Raw genomic sequence first — 22232 nt, 5'->3', positions numbered from 1 at the left:
CATGAGCCGATCAGAGACCGTCTGGATCGTCGACGACGACCGCTCCATCCGCTGGGTACTGGAAAAGGCCCTGCAGCAGGAAGGCATGACCACGGTCAGCTTCGACAGCGCCGACAGCGTGATGAGCCGCCTGGGCCGGCAGCAGCCGGACGTGATCATCTCCGACATCCGCATGCCCGGCGCCAGCGGGCTGGACCTGCTGGCGCAGATCCGCGAAGTGCACCCGCGCCTGCCGGTGATCATCATGACCGCGCATTCGGACCTGGACAGCGCGGTGGCCTCCTACCAGGGCGGCGCCTTCGAATACCTGCCCAAGCCGTTCGACGTCGACGAGGCGGTCTCCCTGGTCAAGCGCGCCAACCAGCACGCCCAGGAACAACAGGGCCTGGAAGCGCCGGCCAACCAGACGCGCACCCCGGAAATCATCGGCGAAGCGCCGGCGATGCAGGAGGTGTTCCGCGCCATCGGCCGCCTCTCCCACTCCAACATCACCGTGCTGATCAACGGCGAATCCGGCACCGGCAAGGAGCTGGTCGCCCACGCCCTGCACCGCCACAGCCCGCGCGCGGCCTCGCCGTTCATCGCCCTGAACATGGCGGCGATTCCCAAGGACCTGATGGAATCCGAGCTGTTCGGCCATGAAAAAGGCGCCTTCACCGGCGCGGCCAACCAGCGTCGCGGGCGCTTCGAGCAGGCCGACGGCGGCTCGCTGTTCCTCGACGAGATCGGCGACATGCCCGCCGATACCCAGACCCGCCTGCTGCGCGTGCTGGCCGACGGCGAGTTCTACCGCGTCGGCGGCCACACCCCGGTGAAGGTGGATGTACGGATCATCGCCGCGACCCACCAGAACCTGGAAAACCTGGTGCGCGAGGGCAAGTTCCGCGAGGACCTGTTCCACCGCCTGAACGTCATCCGCGTGCACATCCCGCGCCTGGCCGACCGCCGCGAGGACATCCCGGCGCTGGCCCGCCACTTCCTCGCCCGCGCCGCCCAGGAACTGGCAGTGGAACCCAAGCTGCTGAAGCCGGAAACCGAGGAATACCTGAAGAACCTCGGCTGGCCGGGCAACGTGCGCCAGCTGGAGAACACCTGCCGCTGGATCACCGTCATGGCCTCCGGTCGCGAGGTGCACATCGACGACCTGCCGCCGGAGCTGATGACCCAGCCCCAGGACAGCGTGCCGGCCGCCAACTGGGAACAGGCCCTGCGCCACTGGGCCGACCAGGCGCTGGCGCGCGGCCAGTCCAGCCTGCTGGACACCGCCGTGCCGGCCTTCGAGCGGATCATGATCGAGACCGCGCTCAAGCACACCGCCGGCCGCCGCCGCGACGCCGCCGTGCTGCTGGGCTGGGGCCGCAACACCCTGACCCGCAAGATCAAGGAACTGGGCATGAAGATCGACGGCCCGGACGAGGATGGCGAGGACTGAGGTCCTTTAGCGATAAAGGGGCCGGAAGCCCCCTTTTTTTGTTCCATCGCGCCTCGCCGTATGCGCGGTGCCGGCTCGGGCCAATCGCGGACGGAGTCCGCTCCTACGCGCCAGATAACCCCTGTAGGAGCGAGCTTGCTCGCGAACCGCCCCACCACTGGCGCCGACGGATAGCCCGTTCGCGAGCAAGCTCGCTCCTACAGAAAGCGTGGCGGCACCGCCGATGTTCGTTCACATACCTGCACTTTCTATCCCCACAACCTGTGGATAACCCTGTGCACGGAACGGGGAAGGAACGTGCTACAGCCCAGAGCACGCGCGGTCTGTGGGTTTGCCTGGTTTCTGTGCAGGACTTTCCAGCTTGCCCACATCCACTGTGCGCCCGCCTGTGGATAAGCTTGGGGCAAGCCGCTGCGCTCCACGCCCGGCGCGGCTTTGCGCGGATCGATCAGAAAACGCTCAATCCATCGCGAAGCCGTGCTGACGCCAGGCTTCGTAGACGGTGACCGCCACGGTGTTGGACAGGTTCAGGCTGCGGCAACCGGGACGCATCGGCAGGCGCACGCGCTGTTCGGGGGGCAGCGCATCACGCACCTCCTCCGGCAGGCCACGGCTCTCCGGGCCGAACAGGAAGGCGTCGCCGCGCGCGTAGGCCACCTCGTGGAACGGCTGCGAACCCTTGGTGGTGAAGGCGAACAGGCGCGGCCGGCCCAGCTGCTCCAGGCACTCCTCCAGCGTCGCGTAACGCTTCACGCTGGCGTACTCGTGGTAGTCCAGCCCGGCGCGGCGCAGGCGCTTGTCGTCCAACTCGAAGCCCAGCGGCTCGATCAGGTGCAGGCTGCAACCCGCGTTGGCGCACAGCCTGATAATGTTGCCGGTGTTGGGGGGGATTTCCGGTTGAAAAAGGATTACGTGGAACATGCAGCGCTCCGAGCCTGAGAACGGCGGGCATTCTACCCCCGCGCAGGCGCAAATGCGGCCCAGGCCCTGGCTGAAGGTGATGGTTTCGCTGGGCGTGCTCGGCCTGCTGCTGGGCCTGATGCTCGGCCGCCTGGTCAATCCGCCGCACGACGGCCCGCCGCAGATCCTTGCCGTAGAGCCGTCGGCGACGGGGCTGGTGCTCGTCCTGGACGCGCAGCCTGCCGTGCGTGCCGGGCACCTGGAAGGCGCCCTGGCGTTGCACATCGCGGCCCGCGGCACGCCACGGCAGGGCCAGTTGCGGATCGACGACGCGCCGGTGCGTTGGAAGCTGGAGCCACAGGAGAAGGGGGTTCTGCTGACGCTGCTGTCGACCCGGCGCCTGCAGGGCGCCTGGGACAGCGCCGAGATCAAGGGCCAGTGGCGGCTGACGATCAGCGCGCGGCCCGAATAAAAGCGGGGTTTTCCCGGCCTGCCTGGTCCGGGGCCCCGAAGTGGGAAGCGAACCCTCCGACGGAGGATCGCGGCATAAAAGAGGGGTTTCCCCGGCCTGCCTGTACCAGGACCCCTAACGGGTGCGTGGCGCGCCATGGACGCGCGCCTGCGGGCATAAAAAGGGGGTTTTCCCGGCCTGCCTGTACCAGGACCCCCGAACCGGTTGCGACGGCCACCGCTTCGGGTGGCGCGCTCGCACGTTGTAAAAGAGGGGTTCCCCAGCCTGCCTGTACCGAGGCCCCTGAAATCGCTGTTGTCAGGGGTATTGCAGAGGGCGTGCCAAGATCGCCCCTGGTGTCGCACAGCACCTCGGCTGACCGCCTGAAAGCCAGTAACGACGGGGCTTTCGGTGGATTTCCAAGAGCCCGTGCGCACACCGCGGAGCGGCCAATACCGAGGCTGCAGACCGCCACCCGCCTGCGCCCCTCTAGTGCGCACGCACCAAACTTGAACGCCGCGCGGCTGCGCTTTCCTGTAGGAGCAAGCTCGCTCCTACGAAGAGCCTGAGGCTTACTCACAGCATTCCTGGGCAACTGCGGGAACAGTCTGTGGATAAATGCGCGGAACCGAAGGGGCACATGGCTTGCGCGAGACCGATCAAAAATTGACCAAACAAAGCGCCAGACAAAGAAAAAGGCGCCCGAAGGCGCCTTTGTCATGCGGCGTCAGTGCTTACTGGGCCGGGATCTCGCCGGAAGCCTGCATGCGGGCGATTTCCTGCGCGTACAGCGCATCGAAGTTCACCGGGGACAGCATCAGCGCCGGGAAGGAGCCGCGCACCACCAGGCTGTCGAGGGTTTCGCGGGCGTACGGGAAGAGGATGTTCGGGCAGAAGGCACCCAGGGTGTGGCTCATGCTGGACGCGTCCAGGCCCTTGATCAGGAAGATGCCGGCCTGCTGCACTTCAACGATGAACGCGGTTTCTTCGTTGTTCTTCACGGTCACCGAAACGGTCAGCACCACTTCGTAGAAGTCGCCATCGAGCTGCTTCTGACGGGTGTTGAGGTCCATGGCGATGCTGGGCTGCCACTCCTGGCGGAAGATTTCCGGAGCCTTGGGCGCCTCGAAGGAGAGGTCGCGCACGTAGATGCGCTGCAGCGAGAACTGCGGGTTGTTGTCTTGTTCGGCTGCGCCGTTGCTGGCTTGTTCAGTCATTTCGGGACCTTCTTGTGCATCGTTTCAGTAATGAGGGATCACGCCGAGAGCAGCGTATCCAGCTTGCCCGCGCGTTCCAGCGCGTAAAGATCGTCGCAGCCGCCGATGTGGGTTCCGTCGATCCAGATCTGCGGCACCGAGGTGCGGCCCGCCTTGCTGGCCATCTCAGCGCGAACGCCCGGCTTGCCGTCCACGGAGATTTCCTCGTAGGCGACACCCTTCTTGTCCAGCAGGGCCTTGGCGCGGATGCAATAAGGGCACCACGCGCTGGTATAGATCAAGGTCGACGGCATCTCACTTCACCAGGGGGAGGTTGTCACCACGCCAGCTACCGATGCCGCCGGAAAGCTTGGCAGCGGTGTAGCCGGCCTTCTGCAGCACGCTGCACCAGGTGCCCGAGTGCTGGCCCATGCCATCGACCACGATGATGGTCTTGGCCTTGTGTTTGTCCAGTTCGCTCATGCGCGCGTTCAGTTTGTCCGCCGGGATGTTCAGCGCGCCGACGATGTGGCCGGTGGCGAATTCCTTGGTCGGGCGGATATCCAGCACCACGGCCTGCTCGGCGTTGACCATGGCGGTCAGCTCGCGGGTGGACAGGGCGCGGCCGCCCTTGCGCATTTCGTGCAGGGCCAGCAGCACCAGCAGGATGACCAGAGCACCGACCAGCAGGTAGTGGTGGGTGGCGAATTCGATCAGACGAGGGAGAAACGAAGACATGCGCAAGACATCCAGACGTAAAAATGCCGGCCAGTATACACGCGCGTATCTGACGGCTGAACCCTGCGGATCATGGCGTCTGTCGGCACCAATCGGTAAAATGTCGGTCCTTTTCTGACCCCTATTCTCGGAAAGAGCCGTACCTATGACTGCAACGCGCAAACCGCTGGTCCTGATCATTCTGGACGGCTTCGGCCATAGCGATAGCCCTGAATTCAACGCCATCTACGCCGCGAAGAAGCCCAACTGGGACCGCCTGCTGGCGAGCCAGCCGCACGGCCTGATCTCCGGCTCGGGCATGGACGTCGGCCTGCCCGACGGCCAGATGGGCAATTCCGAGGTGGGCCACATGAACCTGGGCGCCGGCCGTGTCGTCTACCAGGACTTCACCCGCGTCACCAAGGCCATCCGCGACGGCGAGTTCTTCCAGAACCCGGTGCTGACCGGCGCCGTAGACAAGGCCGTGAGCGCCGGCAAGGCCGTGCACATCCTCGGCTTGCTCTCCGATGGCGGCGTGCACAGCCACCAGGACCACCTGATCGCCATGGCCGAACTGGCCGCGCAGCGCGGCGCGCAGAAAATCTACCTGCACGCCTTCCTCGACGGCCGCGACACACCGCCCAGGAGCGCCGAGCCGTCGCTGAAACTGCTCGACGACGCCTTCGCCCGCCTGGGCAAGGGCCGCACCGCCAGCATCATCGGCCGCTATTTCGCCATGGACCGCGACAACCGCTGGGACCGCGTGGAAGCCGCCTACAACCTGATCACCGAGGGCGCCGCCGAATACACCGCCGACACCGCCGTGGGCGCGCTGAACGCCGCCTATGAGCGCGGCGAGAGCGACGAGTTCGTCAAAGCCACCCGCATCGGCGAGCCGGTGCGCGTGGAAGACGGCGACGCCGTGGTGTTCATGAACTTCCGCGCCGACCGCGCCCGCGAGCTGTCGCGCGCCTTCGTCGAGCCCGGCTTCAAGGAGTTCCCGCGCCAGCGCGAGCTGCACCTGGCCGAGTACGTGATGCTCACCCAGTACGCGGCGAGCATCCCGGCGCCCAGCGCGTTCAAGCCCGAATCCCTGGACAACGTGCTGGGCGAATACCTGGCCAAGAACGGCAAGACCCAGCTGCGCATCGCCGAGACCGAGAAATACGCCCACGTGACCTTCTTCTTCTCCGGCGGTCGCGAAGAGCCGTTCGAAGGCGAAGAACGCATCCTCATCCCCTCGCCCAAGGTCGCCACCTATGACCTGCAGCCGGAAATGAGCGCGCCGGAAGTCACCGACAAGATCGTCGACGCCATCGAGCACCAGCGTTTCGACGTGATCATCGTCAACTACGCCAACGGCGACATGGTCGGCCACACCGGCGTGTTCGAGGCCGCGGTGAAAGCCGTCGAGTGCCTGGATACCTGCGTCGGTCGGATCGTCGAGGCGCTGGACAAGGTCGGCGGCGAAGCCCTGATCACCGCCGACCACGGCAACGTCGAGCAGATGGAAGACGCCATGACCGGTCAGGCGCACACCGCGCATACCTGCGAGCCGGTGCCGTTCGTCTACGTCGGAAAGCGCAAGGTCAGCATCCGCGAGGGCGGCGTGCTCGCCGACGTGGCCCCGACCCTGCTCAAACTGATGGGTCTGGAGCAGCCCAAAGAGATGACCGGCCAATCGATCATCACCCTGCTGTAAGGTCCCCGATTGCGCGGGAACGTGAGCCAGCTCCCGCCGGTCAGAGCAAACGCCCCACGCCATGCGGTGTGGGGCGTTTGTTTTAGCGCCCGCCACGGGCATACTAGCCCGGTCCAGAATCCAGGTGCCCGCCGCCCAATGCCTCGCGCCCTCCTCCCGCTGCTGCTGATCTGCCTCCTGAGCCCGCTCGCGGTCGTCGCCGACGAACGTGCCGACACCCAGCGCCAGCTGGAGCAGACGCAGAAAGACATCAACGAGCTGAAGAAGAACCTGAAGAACATCCAGGACGAGAAGTCCGGGGTGCAGAAGCAGCTCAAGTCCACCGAAACCCAGATGGGCGACCTGGAAAAGCAGATCCGCCAGATCCAGGACGAGATGAAGAAGAACGAGGAAGAGCTGCAGCGCCTCGACAACGAGAAAAAAAAACTCCAGGGCGCGCGCCTTGAGCAGCAGCGCCTGATCGCCATCCAGGCCCGCGCCGCCTACCAGAGCGGCCGCCAGGAATACCTCAAGCTGCTGCTGAACCAGGAACACCCGGAGAAGTTCAGCCGTACCCTCACCTACTACGAGTACATCAACAAGGCGCGCCTGGAGCAGCTCTCGGCCTTCAACGAGACCCTGCGCCAGCTGAGCAACGTCGAGCAGGAAATCACCTCGCAGAAGGACGAGCAGGTCGCCCAGCAGGCCGCCCTCGAAGCCCGCCGCCAGGAACTGGCCGACGCCCGCAAGGCGCGCCAGGAGACCCTGGCCAAGCTCAACAGCGACCTGAAGGACAGCAGCAGCAAGCTCAAGGATCGCGAGCAGAGCCAGGAAGACCTCAACAAGGTCCTCAAGACCATCGAGGAAACCCTCGCCCGCCAGGCCCGCGAAGCCGAGGAAGCGCGCCAGCGCGCCCTGGCCGCCGAGCGCGAGCGGGTCAAGCGCGAGCAGGAACTGGCCAGCCGCGGCGAGAAGCCGGAAACACCGTCCAAGCGCCCCGACTACAGCGGCCCGCTGGTCTCCAGCGGCGCGGGGTTTGGCGGCGCCTTCGCCGCCACCAAGGGCAAGCTGCCCTGGCCGGTGGATGGCCGCGTGCTGGCGCGCTACGGCAGCCCGCGCGGCGACGACCCCCGCGCCACCTGGGATGGCGTACTGATCGGCGCCTCCGCCGGCAGCACCGTGCGCGCGGTCCATGGCGGCCGCGTGGTGTTCGCCGACTGGCTGCGGGGCTCAGGCCTGCTGGTCATTCTCGACCACGGTGGTGGCTACCTCAGCCTTTATGGGCATAATCAAAGTCTTCTGAAGGACGCCGGCGATACCGTCAAAGCGGGCGATCCCATTGCAACCGTGGGAGCCAGCGGGGGTCAGAGTACCCCGGCGGTGTATTTTGCCATTCGCCATCAGGGTCGCCCGGCGGACCCTTCGACCTGGTGTCGCACGCAGGGATAAGCGGCGATCACGCATTAGGAGCCAAACATGTCGCAAGCTTTCCGTCTCACTACCCTGGCCCTGGCCTTGCTGCTCGGTGTCGGTGCGGCCCAGGCCGCCGACGCGCCGGCCGCATCCCCCGTGGCCAACGGCAAGGAGGCTCCGCTGCCGCTCGATGAGCTGCGCACCTTCGCCGAGGTCCTGGACCGGGTGAAGGCGGCCTACGTCGAGCCGGTGGACGACAAGACGCTGCTGGAGAATGCCATCAAGGGCATGCTCAGCAACCTCGACCCGCACTCGGCCTACCTTGGCCCGGAGGAATTCGCCGAGCTGCAGGAAAGCACCAGCGGCGAGTTCGGCGGCCTGGGCATCGAGGTCGGCAGCGAAGACGGCTTCGTCAAGGTGATCTCGCCCATCGACGACACCCCGGCGGCTGCCGCGGGCATCCAGCCGGGCGATTTGATCGTCAAGATCGACGGCAAGCCGACCAAGGGCCAGTCGATGAACGAGGCGGTGGACAGCATGCGCGGCAAGGCCGGCTCGCCGATCACCCTGACTATCGTTCGCGGCGGCGGCAAGCCGTTCGACGTCGAACTCAAGCGCGCCATCATCAAGGTCAAGAGCGTGCGCAGCCAGATGCTCGAACCGGGCTACGGCTACCTGCGCATCACCCAGTTCCAGGTGAACACGGGCGAAGAGACCGTCAAGGCGCTGTCCAAGCTGCGCAACGACAACAAGGGCAAGCTCAAGGGCCTGGTGCTGGACCTGCGCAACAACCCCGGCGGCGTGCTGCAGTCGGCGGTGGAAGTGGCCGACGCCTTCCTCACCAAAGGGCTGATCGTCTACACCAAGGGCCGTATCCCGAACTCCGAGCTGCGCTTCTCCGCCGACCCGGCCGACCCGAGCGACGGCGTTCCGCTGGTGGTGCTGATCAACGGCGGCAGCGCCTCGGCGGCGGAAATCGTCGCCGGCGCCCTGCAGGACCAGAAGCGCGCGATCCTCATGGGCACCGACAGCTTCGGCAAGGGCTCGGTGCAGACCGTGCTGCCGCTGAACAACGACCGCGCCCTGAAGCTCACCACCGCGCTGTACTACACCCCCAACGGCCGCTCCATCCAGGCCCAGGGTATCACCCCGGACATCGAGGTGGAACGCGCCAAGGTGACCCGCGAGCAGAGCGATTTCGACGGCTTCAAGGAAGCCGACCTGCAAGGCCACCTGGCCAACGGCAACGGCGGCAAGGACCGCCCGACCGCCGCTGGCAAGGCGCCGGTGGATCGCCCCCAGGACGCCGACTACCAGCTCAGCCAAGCCCTCAGCCTGCTGAAAGGACTCAGCGTCAGCCGCGGCAACAACTGACCGATGCGCCCGGCCCGGCTACTGCTCGGCCTGTGCCTGGGCGCGCTGCTGTGCCAGCCGGTGGCCGCCGCGCCCCGGCCGGACGGCAGCAAGCCGCTGGTGAGCATCGTCATCGACGACCTCGGGCAGAACCTGGCGCGCGATCGCCAGGTGCTCGACATCTCCCCCGCCATCGCCCTGGCGATCATCCCCGACACGCCCCACGCCGCGGAATTGGCGCGCGAGGCGCACCATCGCGGGCGCACCGTGCTGCTGCACATGCCCATGGACCCGGCCGGCGGTGACTACGCCTGGCGCCCCGAACTGACCCAGGACGAGCGCGCCCGCCGCCTCGACGCCGCGCTGGCGAAGGTGCCCTACGTACAGGGCGTGAACAACCACGAAGGCAGCCGCATGACCGCCGACCGCCCGGCCATGGCCTGGCTGGCGGCCGAACTGCAGCGGCGCCACCTGTTCCTGCTCGACAGCCGCACCAGCGCCGCCACGGTGGCCGCGGCCGAGGCGCAGAAGATCGGCCTCGCCAGCCTGTCGCGGGACGTGTTCCTCGACGACGACCCGAGCGAAGCGGCGGTGCTGGAGCAGATGCAGCGCGGCCTTGCCCTGGCGCGCAAGCAGGGCACGGTCGTGATGATCGGCCACCCGAAGCCGGCGACCCTGGCGGTGCTCAGGCGCGTGCTGCCGAGCCTGAAGGCACAGGGCTTCGAGCTGGTGCAGCCGCCGCTGATGATCGCCGAACGCGGCAACCGCGCCATGGCGGGGCATGGGCGGGATGGGATCTACCGCTAACTTTTCAACCAGCGCAGGACGCTTTTCGTAGGAGCGAGCTTGCTCGCGAACAGCCCCGGCACCAGAGTTTCCGAGAGCGGTTCGCGAGCAAGCTCGCTCCTACAAAGAGCAGTAGGACCTGGGTGCCCGGACTGCAGGCTTACAGATAGTTATTCGTCGCCTGCTCGACGAAACCCTCGGCGCGCATCTCGTCCAGGGCCTTCTGCAGCTTCGCCACCACCTCGTCGGGGGTGTCCTTGTTGATCGCCAGGTACAACTGGGCCTCGTTGAAGCGCAGCACGGTCTGCAGGCCGGACACGCCTTCCTGCTTGGCCAGGTAACGACCGACCGGGTCGGTGGTGGCCCACAGGTCGATCTCGCCGGTGGTCAGCTTCTTGACGTTTTCCTGGTCGCGCAGCGCGTTGATCACCGGGATGCCCTGGCTTTCCAGGTTCTGGCTGACCGCGTCGTTCTTGTAGGCGCCCAGCTTGTACTTGGCCGCGTCCTTGAGGTCCTTGACCTTGATGGTGCTGCCCGGCGGCGCCAGCAGGACCCAGTTGGTCTTGGCGATCGGGCCGACCCACTTGAACAGCGGCACCCGCTCGGGGGTGTAGGTGGTGGAGAACAGCCCGTAGTCGGGCTTGTCCAGCGCCAGCTTGTACAGGCGATCCCAGGGGAAGCGCAGGCTCAGGGTGTACTGGATGCCGGCGCGCTTGAACATCTCGCGGACGATGTCGGCGCTGATACCGTCGATGCCGTCATCGCGGGCGAAGTTCTTGTCGTCCACCGCCATGTTGAAGGGCGGGAAGTTCTCGGTGAGCAGCACCATCTTGTAATCGGCGGGCAACTCGGCGCGGGCCGTGGCGGCCCCCAGCAACAGACCCAGGGTCAGGGTCTTGATCAGGACTTTCAGCATGGTCATACCGCTCGCGTGGTTATCGTTATTGGGCTTGCGGCATCCCTGCAGAGGGGACGGACTACTTCGCTCGTCTGCCTTCCATGGCCAAACCGGCGCCGAGGGGTGTCGGCGCCAAACGCGAAGGCCGGCGAGTGGCCGGCCTTCGGGTGTTACAGGTAACTGTTGAGCACGTCGTCGACGAAGCCTTCGGCGCGCATCTTGTCCAGGGCGCCCTGCAGCTTCTGCACCACCGCATCCGGGGTTTCGCGGTTCAGCGCGAGGTACAGCTGGTCGCTGTTGAAGCGCAACACGGTCTTCAGGCCGGTGACGCCCACCTGCTTGGCCAGGTAGCGGCCGGCCGGGTCGCCGCTGGCCCACAGATCGATGGAGCCTTCCTGCAGCTTGCCGGCGTTTTCCTGGTCGCGCAGCGCCAGCACCGGCTCGAAGCCGTGCTTGGCGAGGTAGTCGGCCATGGCGTCGCCCTTGTAGGCACCCACGCGGTACTTCTTCGCCTCGTCCAGGTTGTTCAGGGTGATCGTGCTGTCCGCCTTGGCGAGCAGGACCCAGTCGTCCGGGCCGATCGGGCCGACCCACTTGAACTGGTTCTCGCGCTCGGGCAGCCGCGCGGTGACGAACACGCCGTAGCCGGGCTTCTCCAGCGCCAGCTTGTAGATGCGGTCCCAGGGGAAGCGCAGGGTCAGGCTGTACGGCACACCGGCACGCTTGAACATCTCCTTGACGATATCCACGGCGATGCCGTCGATGCTGTCTTCCTGGGCGAAGTTCTTGCCGTTGATGGCCATGTTGTACGGGGGGAAGTTCTCGGTGAGCAGCACCACGCTGTAGTCCGAAGAATCCGTTTCAGCCCTTGCCGCGCAGGCCAGAAGCAGGCCGCAGCCTAGCCATGCGAGCAGAATGCGCTTCAGCATCGAGATATTCCTGCGTAAGACGTTTCTGAGAAGCGGCAGAGCTTACTCGGAGATTTGACGCCAATAAACCCTATGAATATGGCAATGGGATATGAAACCGCCATTACCTTGACCGAAGCCTTCAGCTAGCAAGCTTCGTGCGCAGCAGGGGATGCGCCCAGCGGACGCAGGGGTGGCTCAGGGTGAGCCAGCGGGCCGGGAGAACCCCGGCCCGGAGGGAATCAGCGCACGACGATGCCGCGGCTGGCCAGGTAGGCCTTGGCCTCCGGCACGCTGTATTCGCCGAAGTGGAAGATGCTCGCCGCGAGCACCGCGTCGGCCTTGCCTTCGAGGATGCCGTCGGCCAGGTGCTGCAGGTTGCCGACCCCGCCCGAAGCGATCACCGGAACGCCCACCGCCTCGCTGATGGCGCGGGTCACGCCGAGGTCATAGCCGCTCTTCACGCCGTCCTGGTCCATGCTGGTGAGCAGGATCTCACCGGCGCCCAGGCCTTCCATCTTTTTCGCCCACTCCACCGCGTCCAGCCCGGTGGGCTTGCGGCCGCCGTGAGTGAAGATTTCCCAGCGCGGGGCTTCGCCGGGGGCCGACACTTTCTTGGCGTCGATGGCCACCACGATGCACTGCGAGCCGAAGCGTGCGGCGGCTTCGCCGACGAACTCCGGGGTGAACACCGCGGCGGTGTTGATCGAGACCTTGTCCGCACCAGCATTGAGCAGGTTGCGGATGTCCTGCACCGTCCTGACGCCGCCGCCCACGGTCAGCGGGATGAACACCTGGCTGGCCATGCGCTCGACGGTATGCAGGGTGGTGTCGCGGCCATCGACGCTGGCGGTGATGTCGAGGAAGGTGATCTCGTCCGCGCCCTGCTCGTCGTAGCGGCGGGCGATTTCCACCGGGTCGCCGGCATCGCGGATGTTCTCGAACTTGACGCCCTTCACCACGCGGCCGTTGTCCACGTCGAGGCAGGGAATGATGCGTTTAGCCAGGGTCATTGCTTTCTCCGAAAGCAGCCTCAAGCGACAAGCCTCAAGCTGCAAGTAAGAGCTTGTGGCTTACGGCTTGCCGCTTGCCGCTTCACGATCGCACAGCGCCTGTGCTTCGGCGACGTCCAGGGTACCTTCGTAGATCGCGCGGCCGGTGATGGCGCCGACGATACCGGGGGTGCGGGCGTCCAGCAGCTTCTGGATATCACCCAGGTTGTGGATGCCGCCGGAGGCGATCACCGGGATGCGCGTGGCGTTGGCCAGGGCGGCGGTGGCTTCGACGTTGCAGCCCTGCATCATGCCGTCCTTCGCGATGTCGGTGTAGACGATGGCGGAGACGCCATCGGCTTCGAAGCGCTTGGCCAGGTCGATGACTTGTACTTCGCTCACTTCGGCCCAGCCGTCGGTGGCGACGAAGCCGTCCTTGGCGTCGAGGCCGACGATCACCTTGCCCGGGAAGGCCTTGCACGCTTCGGCGACGAACTCCGGCTGCTTGACCGCCTTGGTGCCGATGATCACGTAGCTGACGCCGGCGCGGACATAGTGCTCGATGGTTTCCAGCGAGCGGATGCCGCCGCCGATCTGAATCGGCAGGTTCGGGTAGCGCTTGGCGATGGCGGTGACCACGTCACCGTTGACCGGCTTGCCCTCGAAGGCGCCGTTCAGGTCCACCAGGTGCAGACGGCGGCAGCCGCCCTCCACCCATTTGGCGGCCATGGACACCGGGTCGTCGGAGAACACCGTGGCGTCCTCCATCAGGCCCTGGCGCAGGCGCACACAGGCGCCGTCTTTCAGATCGATTGCGGGGATGATCAGCATGGGTTGAACCTGCTCGAATCCAAAGATGAATGGGGTCGGGTCAGCTCTTTTCGAGCGCCCACAAGTCGCTTTCGATGCTCTCGAACCGGTCTTTCAGGTGAGCCTGCACATCGAAGATCGCCTTGTTGTAGAACAGCGGGCCGAGCTCGCGCAGGAAGACGTCCAGCGCCTCCTCGGCCTCGAAGGAACCGACGTCCAGCTCGAAGCGGTCTTCGAGGAAGCGCTGGATCGCCCGCGCCGCGCTCTGGCGCTGGGCGCCGTCGAGTTCGAGGATCGCCGGCTTGTCCTTCTGACGGGCCATGGCTTACCAGCGACCGTCCCAGGCGGCGAAGTTCTGCAGCAGCTGCAGGCCGTGGGTATGGCTCTTCTCCGGGTGGAACTGCACGGCGAAGCGCGAGCCATCGGCCAGCGCGGCGGCGAAATCGACGCCGTAGTGGCCGCGGCCGACCACCTGGCGCGGGTTGCCGGCCTGGATGTAGTAGCTGTGCACGAAGTAGAAGCGCGCCTGGTTCGGGATGTCGTGCCACAGCGGGTGATCCACGCTCTGCGCCACTTCGTTCCAGCCCATGTGCGGCACCTTCAGGTGCTCGCCGTCCTCGTGCAGGTCCTTGCCGAAGAAGCGCACCTGGCCGGGGAACACGCCGATGCAGTCGACGCCGTCGTTTTCCTCGCTGTGCTCCAGCAGCGCCTGCATGCCGACGCAGATGCCGAGGAACGGGCGGTCCTGGCTGACTTCGCGCACCAGGGCATCGAAGCCCAGGCGCTTGATCTCGGCCATGCAGTCGCGGATCGCGCCGACGCCGGGGAACACCACGCGGTCCGCCTCGCGGATCACGTTGGCGTCGCTGGTCACCAGCACGCGCCCGGCGCCCACGCGCTCCAGCGCCTTGGACACCGAGTGCAGGTTGCCCATTCCGTAATCGATGACGGCTACCGTCTGCATTACAGGCACCCTTTGGTGGACGGCATCTGGCCGGCCATGCGCTCGTCCAGCTCGATGGCCATGCGCAGCGCGCGGCCGAAGGCCTTGAACACCGTCTCGATCTGGTGGTGGGTGTTGTGCCCGCGCAGGTTGTCGATGTGCAGGGTCACCTGGGCGTGGTTGACGAAGCCCTGGAAGAATTCCATGAACAGGTCGACGTCGAAGCCGCCGACGCTGGCGCGGGTGAACGGCACGTGCATCTGCAGGCCGGGGCGGCCGGAGAAGTCGATGACCACGCGCGACAGCGCTTCGTCCAGCGGCACGTAGGCATGGCCGTAGCGGCGGATGCCCTTCTTGTCGCCGATGGCCTTGGCGAAGGCCTGGCCGAGGGTGATGCCGATGTCTTCGACGGTATGGTGGTCGTCGATATGCAGGTCGCCCTTGCACTCGATGTCCAGGTCGATCAGGCCGTGGCGGGCGATCTGGTCCATCATGTGCTCGAGGAAGGGAACCCCGGTATCGAAGCGGGCCTTGCCCGTTCCATCCAGGTCGATGGAAACCTTGATCTGGGTCTCCAGGGTGTCGCGCGCGACGGATGCCTTGCGTTCGGCCATCACCAGCTCCACAGCTAACACTGCACGTAATTATAAGAAGGGCCGGCATTATAGGCGCGGCAGGCGCCGCGCGGCTATGGGCGGTGGTCGGCGCCGGCCGATCGTCCTACACTGCGCGGCTCGCCTTCCGAGGATTGCCCATGCCCGTCGTCGTCCAGCACCTGACCCAGCCCAGCGACCAGGACCGCCAGGACCTGCTGAAGATCTACGCCGACGCGCCCCAATGGCTGCTCGCCCCCTTCGCCGACGCCAGCGAACTGGTCGAACGCGGCCTGGCCGAAGGCCGGCTGTTCACCGGGCGCTTCAATGACCGCCTGCTGGGCGCCGCCTGGGTCGAGCGCGACGGTGAAACCTGGCGACTTTCGCGCCTGTGCGTGCGCCAGGTGACCCGCTACCGCGGCGTGGCCCACCGCCTACTGGAAGAGGCGCAGCGCCTGGCTGTGCTGCAGGGCGCCGCACTGCGCCTGAGCGCGCCTGCCGACCAACCCCAGGCCGCACAGTTTGCGCGGCATCTGGGCCTGACACTGCAACCGGCCTGATCCCGGCGCCACCGGGAACCGCTGGCGATCACGCCGTTCCAACTCGGCAACACCGGCACCGCCCATTCGGGCTGGGGCGCCGCTGCGTCATTGGTATACTTCCCGCGACTCCAACCCGTCGCCTGAACAAGGACCCGTCCATGAAAGCGTTCGGCAAAATCATCGGCATCATTGCCCTGGTCCTGCTGCTGCTCATCGTCGCTGCCGGCTTCGTGCTGACCCACTTCTTCGACCCGAACGACTACAAGGACGAGATCCGCCAGCTCGCCCGGGACAAGGCCCACCTCGAGCTGAACCTCAAGGGTGATATCGGCTGGAGCCTGTTCCCCTGGCTGGGCCTGGAGCTGCACGACACCAGCGTGGCGACCCTGCAGGCACCGGACCAGCCGTTCGCCGACGCGCAGTTGCTGGCAATGTCCGTGCGCGTGCTGCCGCTGCTGCGCAAGGAAGTGCAGATGAGCGACATCCGCGTCGAAGGCCTGACCCTGACCCTTAACAAGGACAAGAACGGCGTCGGCAACTGGGAAAGCATCGGCAAGCCCGTCGACGCCACCAACGGCTCATCGCCGGCCGCGCAACCGGCGCCCGCGCCGAGCGAGCAGGCCAAGGCGGACGCACAGCAATCCCACCAGGCCATGAAGCTGGACATCGACAGCCTGAGCGTGAAGAACGCCCGCATCGATTACGCCGACGCCCAGAGCGGCAAGAACTACAGCGTCGAAGGCATCGAACTGACCACCGGCGCCATCCGCGAGGGCAGCAACATTCCGCTCAAGCTCAGCGCCTACCTGGGCACCAACCAGCCGGTGATCCGCGCGCGCACCGAGCTGACCGGCAGCCTGCGCTTCGACCGCGCGCTCAAGCGCTACCAGCTCGAAGACGCCAAGCTCTCCGGCGAAGTCTCCGGCGACCCGTTCCAGGGCAAGACGGCGAGCTACAGCGCCCAGGGCCAGCTGGTGCTCGACCAGGCCGCCCAGGTCGCCGAGTGGAACGGCCTGAAGGTCACCGTCAACCAGCTGCGCGCGCTCGGCGAGATCAAGGCCCGCGAGCTGGACAAGGAACCCAAGTTCGACGGCGGCCTGTCGCTGGCGCCGTTCAACCTGCGCGAATTCCTCCAGGGCATCGGCCAGACCCTGCCGGAGATGGCCGACGCCAACACCCTGACCAAGCTGGAGCTGGCCACCCGCATCAGCGGAACCCGCAACAGCCTGACCCTGGGTGACATCAAGCTGAAGCTGGACGACAGCAGCTTCAGCGGCAACCTCGGCATCGCCGACTTCGGCAAGCAGGCGATCCGTGCCCAACTCTCCGGCGACCAGCTGAACCTGGACCGCTACCTGCCGGCCAAGGTCAAGCAAGCCCAGGACGCCACCAACAGTGCGCGCAAGGCGGAAGTCGCCAGCACCGAACAGAACGCCATCAAGGGCGACACCCCGCTGCCCAGCCAGCCGACCCAGCAGGCCTGGAGCGACGCCCCGCTGTTGCCCATCGCCCGCCTGCGCGCGCTGGACCTGGACGCCAACCTGAACCTCGGCCAACTGACCCTGGACAAGCTGCCCATCGACAACGCCGTGCTCAAGCTGCGCGGCCAGGGCGGCCTGCTGAATCTCGACGACCTGCGTGGCGAGCTATACGACGGCAAGTTCAACGCCAGCGCCACCCTTGACGTGGGCCAGGACGTGCCGACCCTGCAGGCGAAGAAACACATCGCCGACGTGCCGGTGGAGCGCCTGCTCGAATCCCAGGGCCAGAAGCCGCCGGTGAAGGGCCTGCTCGACCTCGACGCCGACCTCACCACCCAGGGCAACAGCCAGAAGGCCTGGATCGACAATCTCAACGGCACCGCCCACTTCGTCCTGGCCCAGGGCGTGCTGCTCAACGCCAACCTCGAACAGCAGCTGTGCCAGGGCATCGCCACGCTCAACCGCAAGTCGCTGAGCGGCGAACATGGCGGCAAGGACACACCGTTCCACGAGCTGCAGGGCAACCTGGTGTTCAAGAATGGCGTCGCCAGCAACCCCGACCTCAAGGCCAGCATTCCCGGCCTCTCCGTCAAGGCCGACGGCGACATCGACCTGCGCGTGCTGGGCATGGACTACCGCGTCGGCGTCACCATCGAAGGTGACAAGAGCGACATGCCCGACCCGGCCTGCGAGGTGAACCAGCGCTACGTCGGCATCGAATGGCCGCTGCGCTGCCGCGGCCCGCTGGAGCTAGGTGCCAAGGCCTGCCGCCTGGACAAGGACGGCATCGGCAAGATCGCTGCACGGTTGGCCGGGGACCGGCTGAACCAGAAAATCGAAGAGAAGCTCGGCGACAAGGTCAGTCCCGAACTCAAAGACGCACTCAAAGGGCTGTTCAAGAAGTGACACCGCAACGCTTCAACTCGGCCGTGCTCGACTGGTTCGAGACGCACGGCCGCCATGACCTGCCCTGGCAGCAGAACATCACGCCGTACCGGGTGTGGGTGTCGGAAATCATGCTGCAGCAGACCCAGGTCAGCACCGTGATGGGCTACTACGACCGCTTCATGACCGCGCTGCCGACCGTGGCGGATCTCGCCAACGCGCCGGAAGACGAAGTGCTGCACCTGTGGACGGGCCTGGGCTACTACACCCGCGCGCGCAACCTGCACAAGACCGCGAAGACGGTGATGGAGCAGCACGGCGGCGAGTTCCCCCGCGACGTCGAGCAGCTCGCCGAGCTGCCCGGCATTGGCCGTTCCACCGCTGGCGCCATCGCCAGCATTTCCATGGGCCTGCGTGCACCGATCCTCGACGGCAACGTCAAGCGCGTGCTGGCGCGCTACCTCGCCTGCGAGGGCTACCCGGGCGAACCCAAGGTCGCCAAGCAGCTATGGGAGGCCGCCGAGCGTTTCACGCCGCAGGAGCGGGTCAACCACTACACCCAGGCGATGATGGACCTGGGCGCGACCCTCTGCACCCGCAGCAAGCCGAGCTGCCTGCTCTGCCCGCTGCGCGAGGGCTGCCGTGCGCACTTCCTCGGCCGCGAGACCGACTTCCCGGTGTCCAAGCCACGCAAGGCACTGCCGCAGAAGCGCACGCTGATGCCGATCCTGGCCAACCGCGAGGGCGACATCCTGCTCTACCGTCGCCCCTCGACCGGTCTCTGGGGCGGCCTGTGGAGCTTCCCTGAGCTGGACGACCTGGCCGCGCTCGACCCGCTGGCCCAGCGCCATGCCCTGCGCCTGGGCGAGCGCCGCGAGCTGCCCGGCCTGACCCACACCTTCAGCCACTTCCAGCTGGCCATCGAGCCCTGGCTGGTGCGCGTCGAGGACGCGGCGCCCGCCGTGGCCGAGGCCGACTGGCTCTGGTATAACCTCGCCACCCCGCCGCGGCTCGGCCTTGCCGCCCCGGTGAAGAAGCTGCTCAAACGAGCCGCCGATGTGTTGAATGCAGGAGAAATGTCATGACCCGACTGGTGATGTGCCGCAAGTACAAAGAAGAGCTGCCCGGCCTCGATCGCGCGCCCTACCCCGGCGCCAAGGGCCAGGACATCTACGAGCACGTCTCGAAGAAAGCCTGGGATGAATGGCAGAAGCACCAGACCATGCTGATCAACGAGCGTCGCCTGAACATGATGAATGCCGAGGATCGCAAGTTCCTCACTGCCGAGATGGACAAGTTCCTCTCCGGCGAGGAATACGCCCAGGCCGAGGGCTACGTCCCGCCCAGCGCGTAAGCTTCGGTATTATTTGAAAAATTTTTTCGCGGCACGCTTGACACCCCTTCCGAAAACCCTTTTAATGCGCGCCACGTTGCCCAGGTAGCTCAGTTGGTAGAGCAGGGGATTGAAAATCCCCGTGTCGGCGGTTCGATTCCGTCCCTGGGCACCAAGCCTTCCGAAAGCCCCTGAAATCGCGAGATTTCAGGGGCTTTTTCATTGCGCTCCGCACAAGTCACTCCCCCGTCTCACCGCCCCGACGATTCGTATCGAATGTTTGCTTAACTGCAGTGTCTACTGGCACGTAGCACATCGATCTTTCAGAATCATGACCATCCGGACGATTCTCGCCATTCAGTGGGATACCCTCCGGGATTCGATGTTTCGTAGCGGAGTCACTGTGCGCAAACTCATAAGCTGGTGGAATTCCCGGGGTAACCTGGTTTCCCTGTCTGCCCTCTTCCTGCTGGTGCCGGTGATCGGCCGCTACAGCCTTGGCTGGGGCTCCCCGCTGGGCTACCTGTCGGACCTCGCGCTCGGCACGCTGCTGGTCGTCGCGCTGCACAACCGCCGACTGTTCATCGCGATTCCGGTCATGCTCATCTGGGCGCTGTCGGTCATCGGCACAGCCGAGCTGGTCAGCGCCGTGGGCCGCATGCCTGCGCCGGAAGACCTGCATTTCCTCGCCGACCCGACCTTCGTCGCCAACTCCACCGAGGGCGGTGGCCTGAACCACCTGCACCTGGCGATCCTGATCGGTGCGGGCATCCTGCTCTGCGCCCTGCTCTGGCGCCGCCGCGAAAAGGCCCTGCCGCGCTACGCCTACGCCGTGCCGGCCGCACTCCTGGCCGCCCATGCCGGCGTGCAGTACGTCCAGCCCAGCGATGCGGAGATGTGGAAGCAGTTCAACCTGCCCCACCAGCTCGTCTCGCGCGCCATCACCGGTGGCGAGATGGCCTACCAGGACTGGCGCGACCGCGACCTGCCGGAAGTCCGCCCGGATGTCACCGGCCTGACCCAGCACGATCTCAACGGCACCCCGCTGCTGGCCGGCCGCGGCCAGGCGAAGAACGTGCTGATCATCGCCATGGAGGGGATTCCCGGCGCCTACGTCGCCACCAACCGTGCGGCGCTGAGCAGCAGCTACGAAGAATCCATGATGCCGCGCCTGAGCACCTGGGCCGAGCGCGCCATGACCACCCCGGACTACGTGGTGCATAGCCACCAGACCATCCGCGGCCTCTACGCCATGCTTTGCGGCGACTACAGCAAGCTGGACAACGGCACGCCCAAGGGCGTCGAGCTGCTGGGCAACCCGACCCGCGCCGCCGAATGCCTGCCGGCGCAGATGCACCAGGCCGGCTTCAGCACCCACTTCCTGCAGGGCGCCGGGCTGCGCTTCATGGCCAAGGACAAGGTCATGCCGGCCATGGGCTTCGACAAGACCCTGGGCCGCGACTGGTTCAAGAAGAAGCCCTACCTGGAATTCGCCTGGGGCATGGATGACAAGGCCTTCTTCGAGGGCGCCCTGGACTACGTCGGCCAACTGCGCCAGAAGAAAGAGCCGTGGATGCTGACGCTGCTCACCGTCGGCACCCACCAGCCCTATTCGGCCACGCCCGAATACCTGGCCAAGTACCCGACGCCGCGCCAGGCGGCGGTGGCCTACCTGGACGACGCCGTCGATGCGTTCCTCAAGGGGCTGGAAGAGAAAGGCGTCCTCAAGGACACCCTGGTGATCGTCACCTCCGACGAATCCCACGGCATCGACAACGTGCGCCTTGCCTCGGCCTGGGGCCTGAACCTGATCCTTGCACCGGAACAGGCCGCGCTGCCGCCGGTGAAGGCGGGCGTCTACGGCCACGTCGACCTGGAGTCCTCGGTGCTGGACTACTTCGCCATCAAGGCGCCCCAGGATATCGCCGGCCGCTCGCTGTTCCGTGAATACAGCACGGGCCGCGAGATGGTGTCGTTCACCAACGGCATGCAGCGTTACCACGACGGCAAGGGCACCTTCACCGAGTGCGACTTCCAGCAGGTGTGCCGGCGCTACCAGAGCGATGGCTTCATCGCCGACACCGCCAAGTTCGAAGGCCGTTTCAGCGGCCGCGACGCGCGCCTGATGACCGCCCGCGCGGACCTCCTCGACCAGTCGGTGACCAAGGCGCAGTCGGCGCGCGAATACCAGTTCGCCACCAAGGAGCGCATCCGCCTGAAGCCGCAGATCGACAACGAGTACACCGACAACCTGATCGGCGCGCAGTACCTGGAATTCCCGGCCAACACCCACACCACGGTGCGCCTGAAGATCCGCGCGATCCAGATGGACGCCAATGGCGCGAAGGTGACGCTCAAGACGCGCTCCTTCGAAAAACCGGTGCCCATCCAGATGCCGGACTTCCCGCTGGTGAAGCGCAACCAGCCGCTGGAAGTGACCTTCGGCTTCGACAACGAGGAGGCACGCAAGGCGTTCTCCTTCCACCTGCTGGCCGAAGGCAAGGGCGTGATCGAAATCACCGACTTCCATGTACTGACCCAGCCGCGCAAGTCGACGATCAATGCCACCGGGTCCGGCGGCACCGGGCTCGCCGACGCCAAGCCGCTGCCGATCCCGCGCCTGTCCGGCCACCCGAACCTGATGGCCAGCCAGCCGCCGGAAGGCCAGGACGACATCACCCCGGCCGAGACGCTGGACGATCCCAACCCGCAGCTGCGGCAGATGATGCAGTAACGCGATCCGGCGGCCCCAGGGCCGCCGGACTTTTACTGGCCGGTCCAAACTGGCACTATCGCGCCCCCGCGCCCACCTGATGCCCTCATCCGGCGCGGCTAGTTCAGCCCAGGCGACAACGCCGAGCGGCAATGCGACAACTTGCCACTACAGCCGACGACCGCGGCAGATGGGCGCTTGGCGC

At 66.1% G+C, this 22232-nt stretch carries 22 protein-coding genes and 1 tRNA gene; 12 read left to right on the top strand and 11 right to left on the bottom strand.

What is annotated here, in order from left to right; translation table 11 throughout:
- Nucleotide 1 precedes the first annotated feature (1 nt).
- Nucleotides 2-1432 carry a two-component system response regulator NtrC gene (gene ntrC / locus ACNFIA_RS11265; RefSeq protein WP_259757858.1) on the top strand — a complete coding sequence of 477 codons (1431 nt, stop codon included), beginning with the start codon at nucleotides 2-4 and terminating at the stop codon, nucleotides 1430-1432.
- 459 nt (nucleotides 1433-1891) lie between these two features.
- On the opposite strand, the gene trmL is transcribed toward ntrC, so the two are convergent.
- Nucleotides 1892-2353: a tRNA (uridine(34)/cytosine(34)/5-carboxymethylaminomethyluridine(34)-2'-O)-methyltransferase TrmL gene (gene trmL, locus ACNFIA_RS11260; protein WP_259757859.1), complete on the bottom strand. Its 462-nt coding sequence runs from the start codon at nucleotides 2351-2353 to the stop codon at nucleotides 1892-1894.
- A gap of 52 nt (nucleotides 2354-2405) precedes the next feature.
- Here trmL and ACNFIA_RS11255 point away from each other — a divergent pair, with 52 nt between their 5' ends.
- Nucleotides 2406-2804, top strand: coding sequence for a hypothetical protein (locus tag ACNFIA_RS11255; RefSeq protein ID WP_416784854.1), 399 nt, complete (start codon nucleotides 2406-2408; stop codon nucleotides 2802-2804).
- A 713-nt stretch (nucleotides 2805-3517) separates the two neighbouring features.
- Here the strand turns inward: ACNFIA_RS11255 and secB are convergent.
- The 3 genes from secB to ACNFIA_RS11240 are packed head-to-tail and all read right to left on the bottom strand — an operon-like array spanning nucleotide 3518 to nucleotide 4717.
- The gene (gene secB / locus ACNFIA_RS11250) at nucleotides 3518-4000 is read right to left on the bottom strand and encodes a protein-export chaperone SecB (RefSeq protein ID WP_017517171.1); all 483 of its coding nucleotides are present in this window, start codon (nucleotides 3998-4000) and stop codon (nucleotides 3518-3520) included.
- Between the two features lie 38 nt (nucleotides 4001-4038).
- Entirely contained in the window at nucleotides 4039-4293 is a 255-nt protein-coding gene (gene grxC, locus ACNFIA_RS11245) for a glutaredoxin 3 (protein ID WP_024762249.1), read from the bottom strand.
- A 1-nt stretch (nucleotide 4294) separates the two neighbouring features.
- Nucleotides 4295-4717 (bottom strand): rhodanese-like domain-containing protein, encoded by a 423-nt coding sequence (locus ACNFIA_RS11240; protein ID WP_138523680.1) that lies wholly within the window; start codon nucleotides 4715-4717, stop codon nucleotides 4295-4297.
- A 145-nt stretch (nucleotides 4718-4862) separates the two neighbouring features.
- Here ACNFIA_RS11240 and gpmI point away from each other — a divergent pair, with 145 nt between their 5' ends.
- The 4 genes from gpmI (at nucleotide 4863) to ACNFIA_RS11220 (ending at nucleotide 9950) form a co-directional block, all read left to right on the top strand.
- Nucleotides 4863-6398, top strand: a complete 1536-nt coding sequence (gpmI, locus tag ACNFIA_RS11235) for a 2,3-bisphosphoglycerate-independent phosphoglycerate mutase (protein ID WP_416784851.1) — start codon at nucleotides 4863-4865, stop codon at nucleotides 6396-6398.
- Nucleotides 6399-6536: 138 nt separating this feature from the next.
- Complete coding sequence (locus ACNFIA_RS11230; protein WP_259757864.1) at nucleotides 6537-7826, top strand: murein hydrolase activator EnvC family protein; 1290 nt, start codon at nucleotides 6537-6539, stop codon at nucleotides 7824-7826.
- 27 nt (nucleotides 7827-7853) lie between these two features.
- Nucleotides 7854-9164 (top strand): S41 family peptidase, encoded by a 1311-nt coding sequence (locus ACNFIA_RS11225; RefSeq protein ID WP_416784849.1) that lies wholly within the window; start codon nucleotides 7854-7856, stop codon nucleotides 9162-9164.
- 3 nt (nucleotides 9165-9167) lie between these two features.
- On the top strand, nucleotides 9168-9950 hold the full coding sequence (locus tag ACNFIA_RS11220) for a divergent polysaccharide deacetylase family protein (RefSeq protein WP_416784847.1): 783 nt from the start codon (nucleotides 9168-9170) through the stop codon (nucleotides 9948-9950).
- Between the two features lie 139 nt (nucleotides 9951-10089).
- On the opposite strand, the gene ACNFIA_RS11215 is transcribed toward ACNFIA_RS11220, so the two are convergent.
- The 7 genes from ACNFIA_RS11215 to hisB form a co-directional block, all read right to left on the bottom strand.
- Nucleotides 10090-10845 carry a substrate-binding periplasmic protein gene (locus ACNFIA_RS11215; RefSeq protein WP_259757868.1) on the bottom strand — a complete coding sequence of 252 codons (756 nt, stop codon included), beginning with the start codon at nucleotides 10843-10845 and terminating at the stop codon, nucleotides 10090-10092.
- 152 nt (nucleotides 10846-10997) lie between these two features.
- On the bottom strand, nucleotides 10998-11753 hold the full coding sequence (locus tag ACNFIA_RS11210; protein ID WP_416785422.1) for a substrate-binding periplasmic protein: 756 nt from the start codon (nucleotides 11751-11753) through the stop codon (nucleotides 10998-11000).
- A gap of 224 nt (nucleotides 11754-11977) precedes the next feature.
- The gene (gene hisF, locus ACNFIA_RS11205; protein ID WP_416784845.1) at nucleotides 11978-12748 is read right to left on the bottom strand and encodes an imidazole glycerol phosphate synthase subunit HisF; all 771 of its coding nucleotides are present in this window, start codon (nucleotides 12746-12748) and stop codon (nucleotides 11978-11980) included.
- Nucleotides 12749-12808: 60 nt separating this feature from the next.
- Nucleotides 12809-13558 carry a 1-(5-phosphoribosyl)-5-[(5-phosphoribosylamino)methylideneamino]imidazole-4-carboxamide isomerase gene (hisA, locus tag ACNFIA_RS11200; protein ID WP_416784843.1) on the bottom strand — a complete coding sequence of 250 codons (750 nt, stop codon included), beginning with the start codon at nucleotides 13556-13558 and terminating at the stop codon, nucleotides 12809-12811.
- A 40-nt stretch (nucleotides 13559-13598) separates the two neighbouring features.
- Complete coding sequence (locus tag ACNFIA_RS11195; RefSeq protein ID WP_416784841.1) at nucleotides 13599-13859, bottom strand: DUF2164 domain-containing protein; 261 nt, start codon at nucleotides 13857-13859, stop codon at nucleotides 13599-13601.
- A gap of 3 nt (nucleotides 13860-13862) precedes the next feature.
- Nucleotides 13863-14501: an imidazole glycerol phosphate synthase subunit HisH gene (gene hisH, locus ACNFIA_RS11190; protein ID WP_259757873.1), complete on the bottom strand. Its 639-nt coding sequence runs from the start codon at nucleotides 14499-14501 to the stop codon at nucleotides 13863-13865.
- Nucleotides 14501-15094 carry an imidazoleglycerol-phosphate dehydratase HisB gene (gene hisB / locus ACNFIA_RS11185; protein WP_152226950.1) on the bottom strand — a complete coding sequence of 198 codons (594 nt, stop codon included), beginning with the start codon at nucleotides 15092-15094 and terminating at the stop codon, nucleotides 14501-14503. The genes hisH and hisB overlap by 1 nt, the downstream gene beginning before the upstream one ends.
- 140 nt (nucleotides 15095-15234) lie before the next feature.
- On the opposite strand from hisB, the gene panM reads away from it, so the two are divergent.
- The 6 genes from panM (at nucleotide 15235) to ACNFIA_RS11155 (ending at nucleotide 22048) form a co-directional block, all read left to right on the top strand.
- Nucleotides 15235-15633, top strand: a complete 399-nt coding sequence (panM, locus tag ACNFIA_RS11180; RefSeq protein WP_416784838.1) for an aspartate 1-decarboxylase autocleavage activator PanM — start codon at nucleotides 15235-15237, stop codon at nucleotides 15631-15633.
- Nucleotides 15634-15773: 140 nt separating this feature from the next.
- Nucleotides 15774-18002 (top strand): AsmA family protein, encoded by a 2229-nt coding sequence (locus ACNFIA_RS11175; RefSeq protein WP_416784836.1) that lies wholly within the window; start codon nucleotides 15774-15776, stop codon nucleotides 18000-18002.
- Nucleotides 17999-19066, top strand: a complete 1068-nt coding sequence (gene mutY, locus ACNFIA_RS11170; RefSeq protein ID WP_416784834.1) for an A/G-specific adenine glycosylase — start codon at nucleotides 17999-18001, stop codon at nucleotides 19064-19066. Before ACNFIA_RS11175 ends, mutY begins: the two co-directional genes overlap by 4 nt.
- The gene (locus ACNFIA_RS11165; protein WP_015479334.1) at nucleotides 19063-19335 is read left to right on the top strand and encodes an oxidative damage protection protein; all 273 of its coding nucleotides are present in this window, start codon (nucleotides 19063-19065) and stop codon (nucleotides 19333-19335) included. The genes mutY and ACNFIA_RS11165 overlap by 4 nt, the downstream gene beginning before the upstream one ends.
- A 78-nt stretch (nucleotides 19336-19413) precedes the next feature.
- Nucleotides 19414-19489: transfer RNA gene (locus tag ACNFIA_RS11160), tRNA-Phe, on the top strand.
- A 228-nt stretch (nucleotides 19490-19717) separates the two neighbouring features.
- Nucleotides 19718-22048: an LTA synthase family protein gene (locus ACNFIA_RS11155; protein WP_416784832.1), complete on the top strand. Its 2331-nt coding sequence runs from the start codon at nucleotides 19718-19720 to the stop codon at nucleotides 22046-22048.
- Nucleotides 22049-22232: the final 184 nt, after the last annotated feature.

The organism is Pseudomonas sp. NY15437, assembly GCF_048068435.1.
Taxonomy (GTDB): Bacteria; Pseudomonadota; Gammaproteobacteria; order Pseudomonadales; family Pseudomonadaceae; genus Pseudomonas; species Pseudomonas nitroreducens_B.
This window is presented reverse-complemented; position numbering and strand designations above follow the sequence as displayed.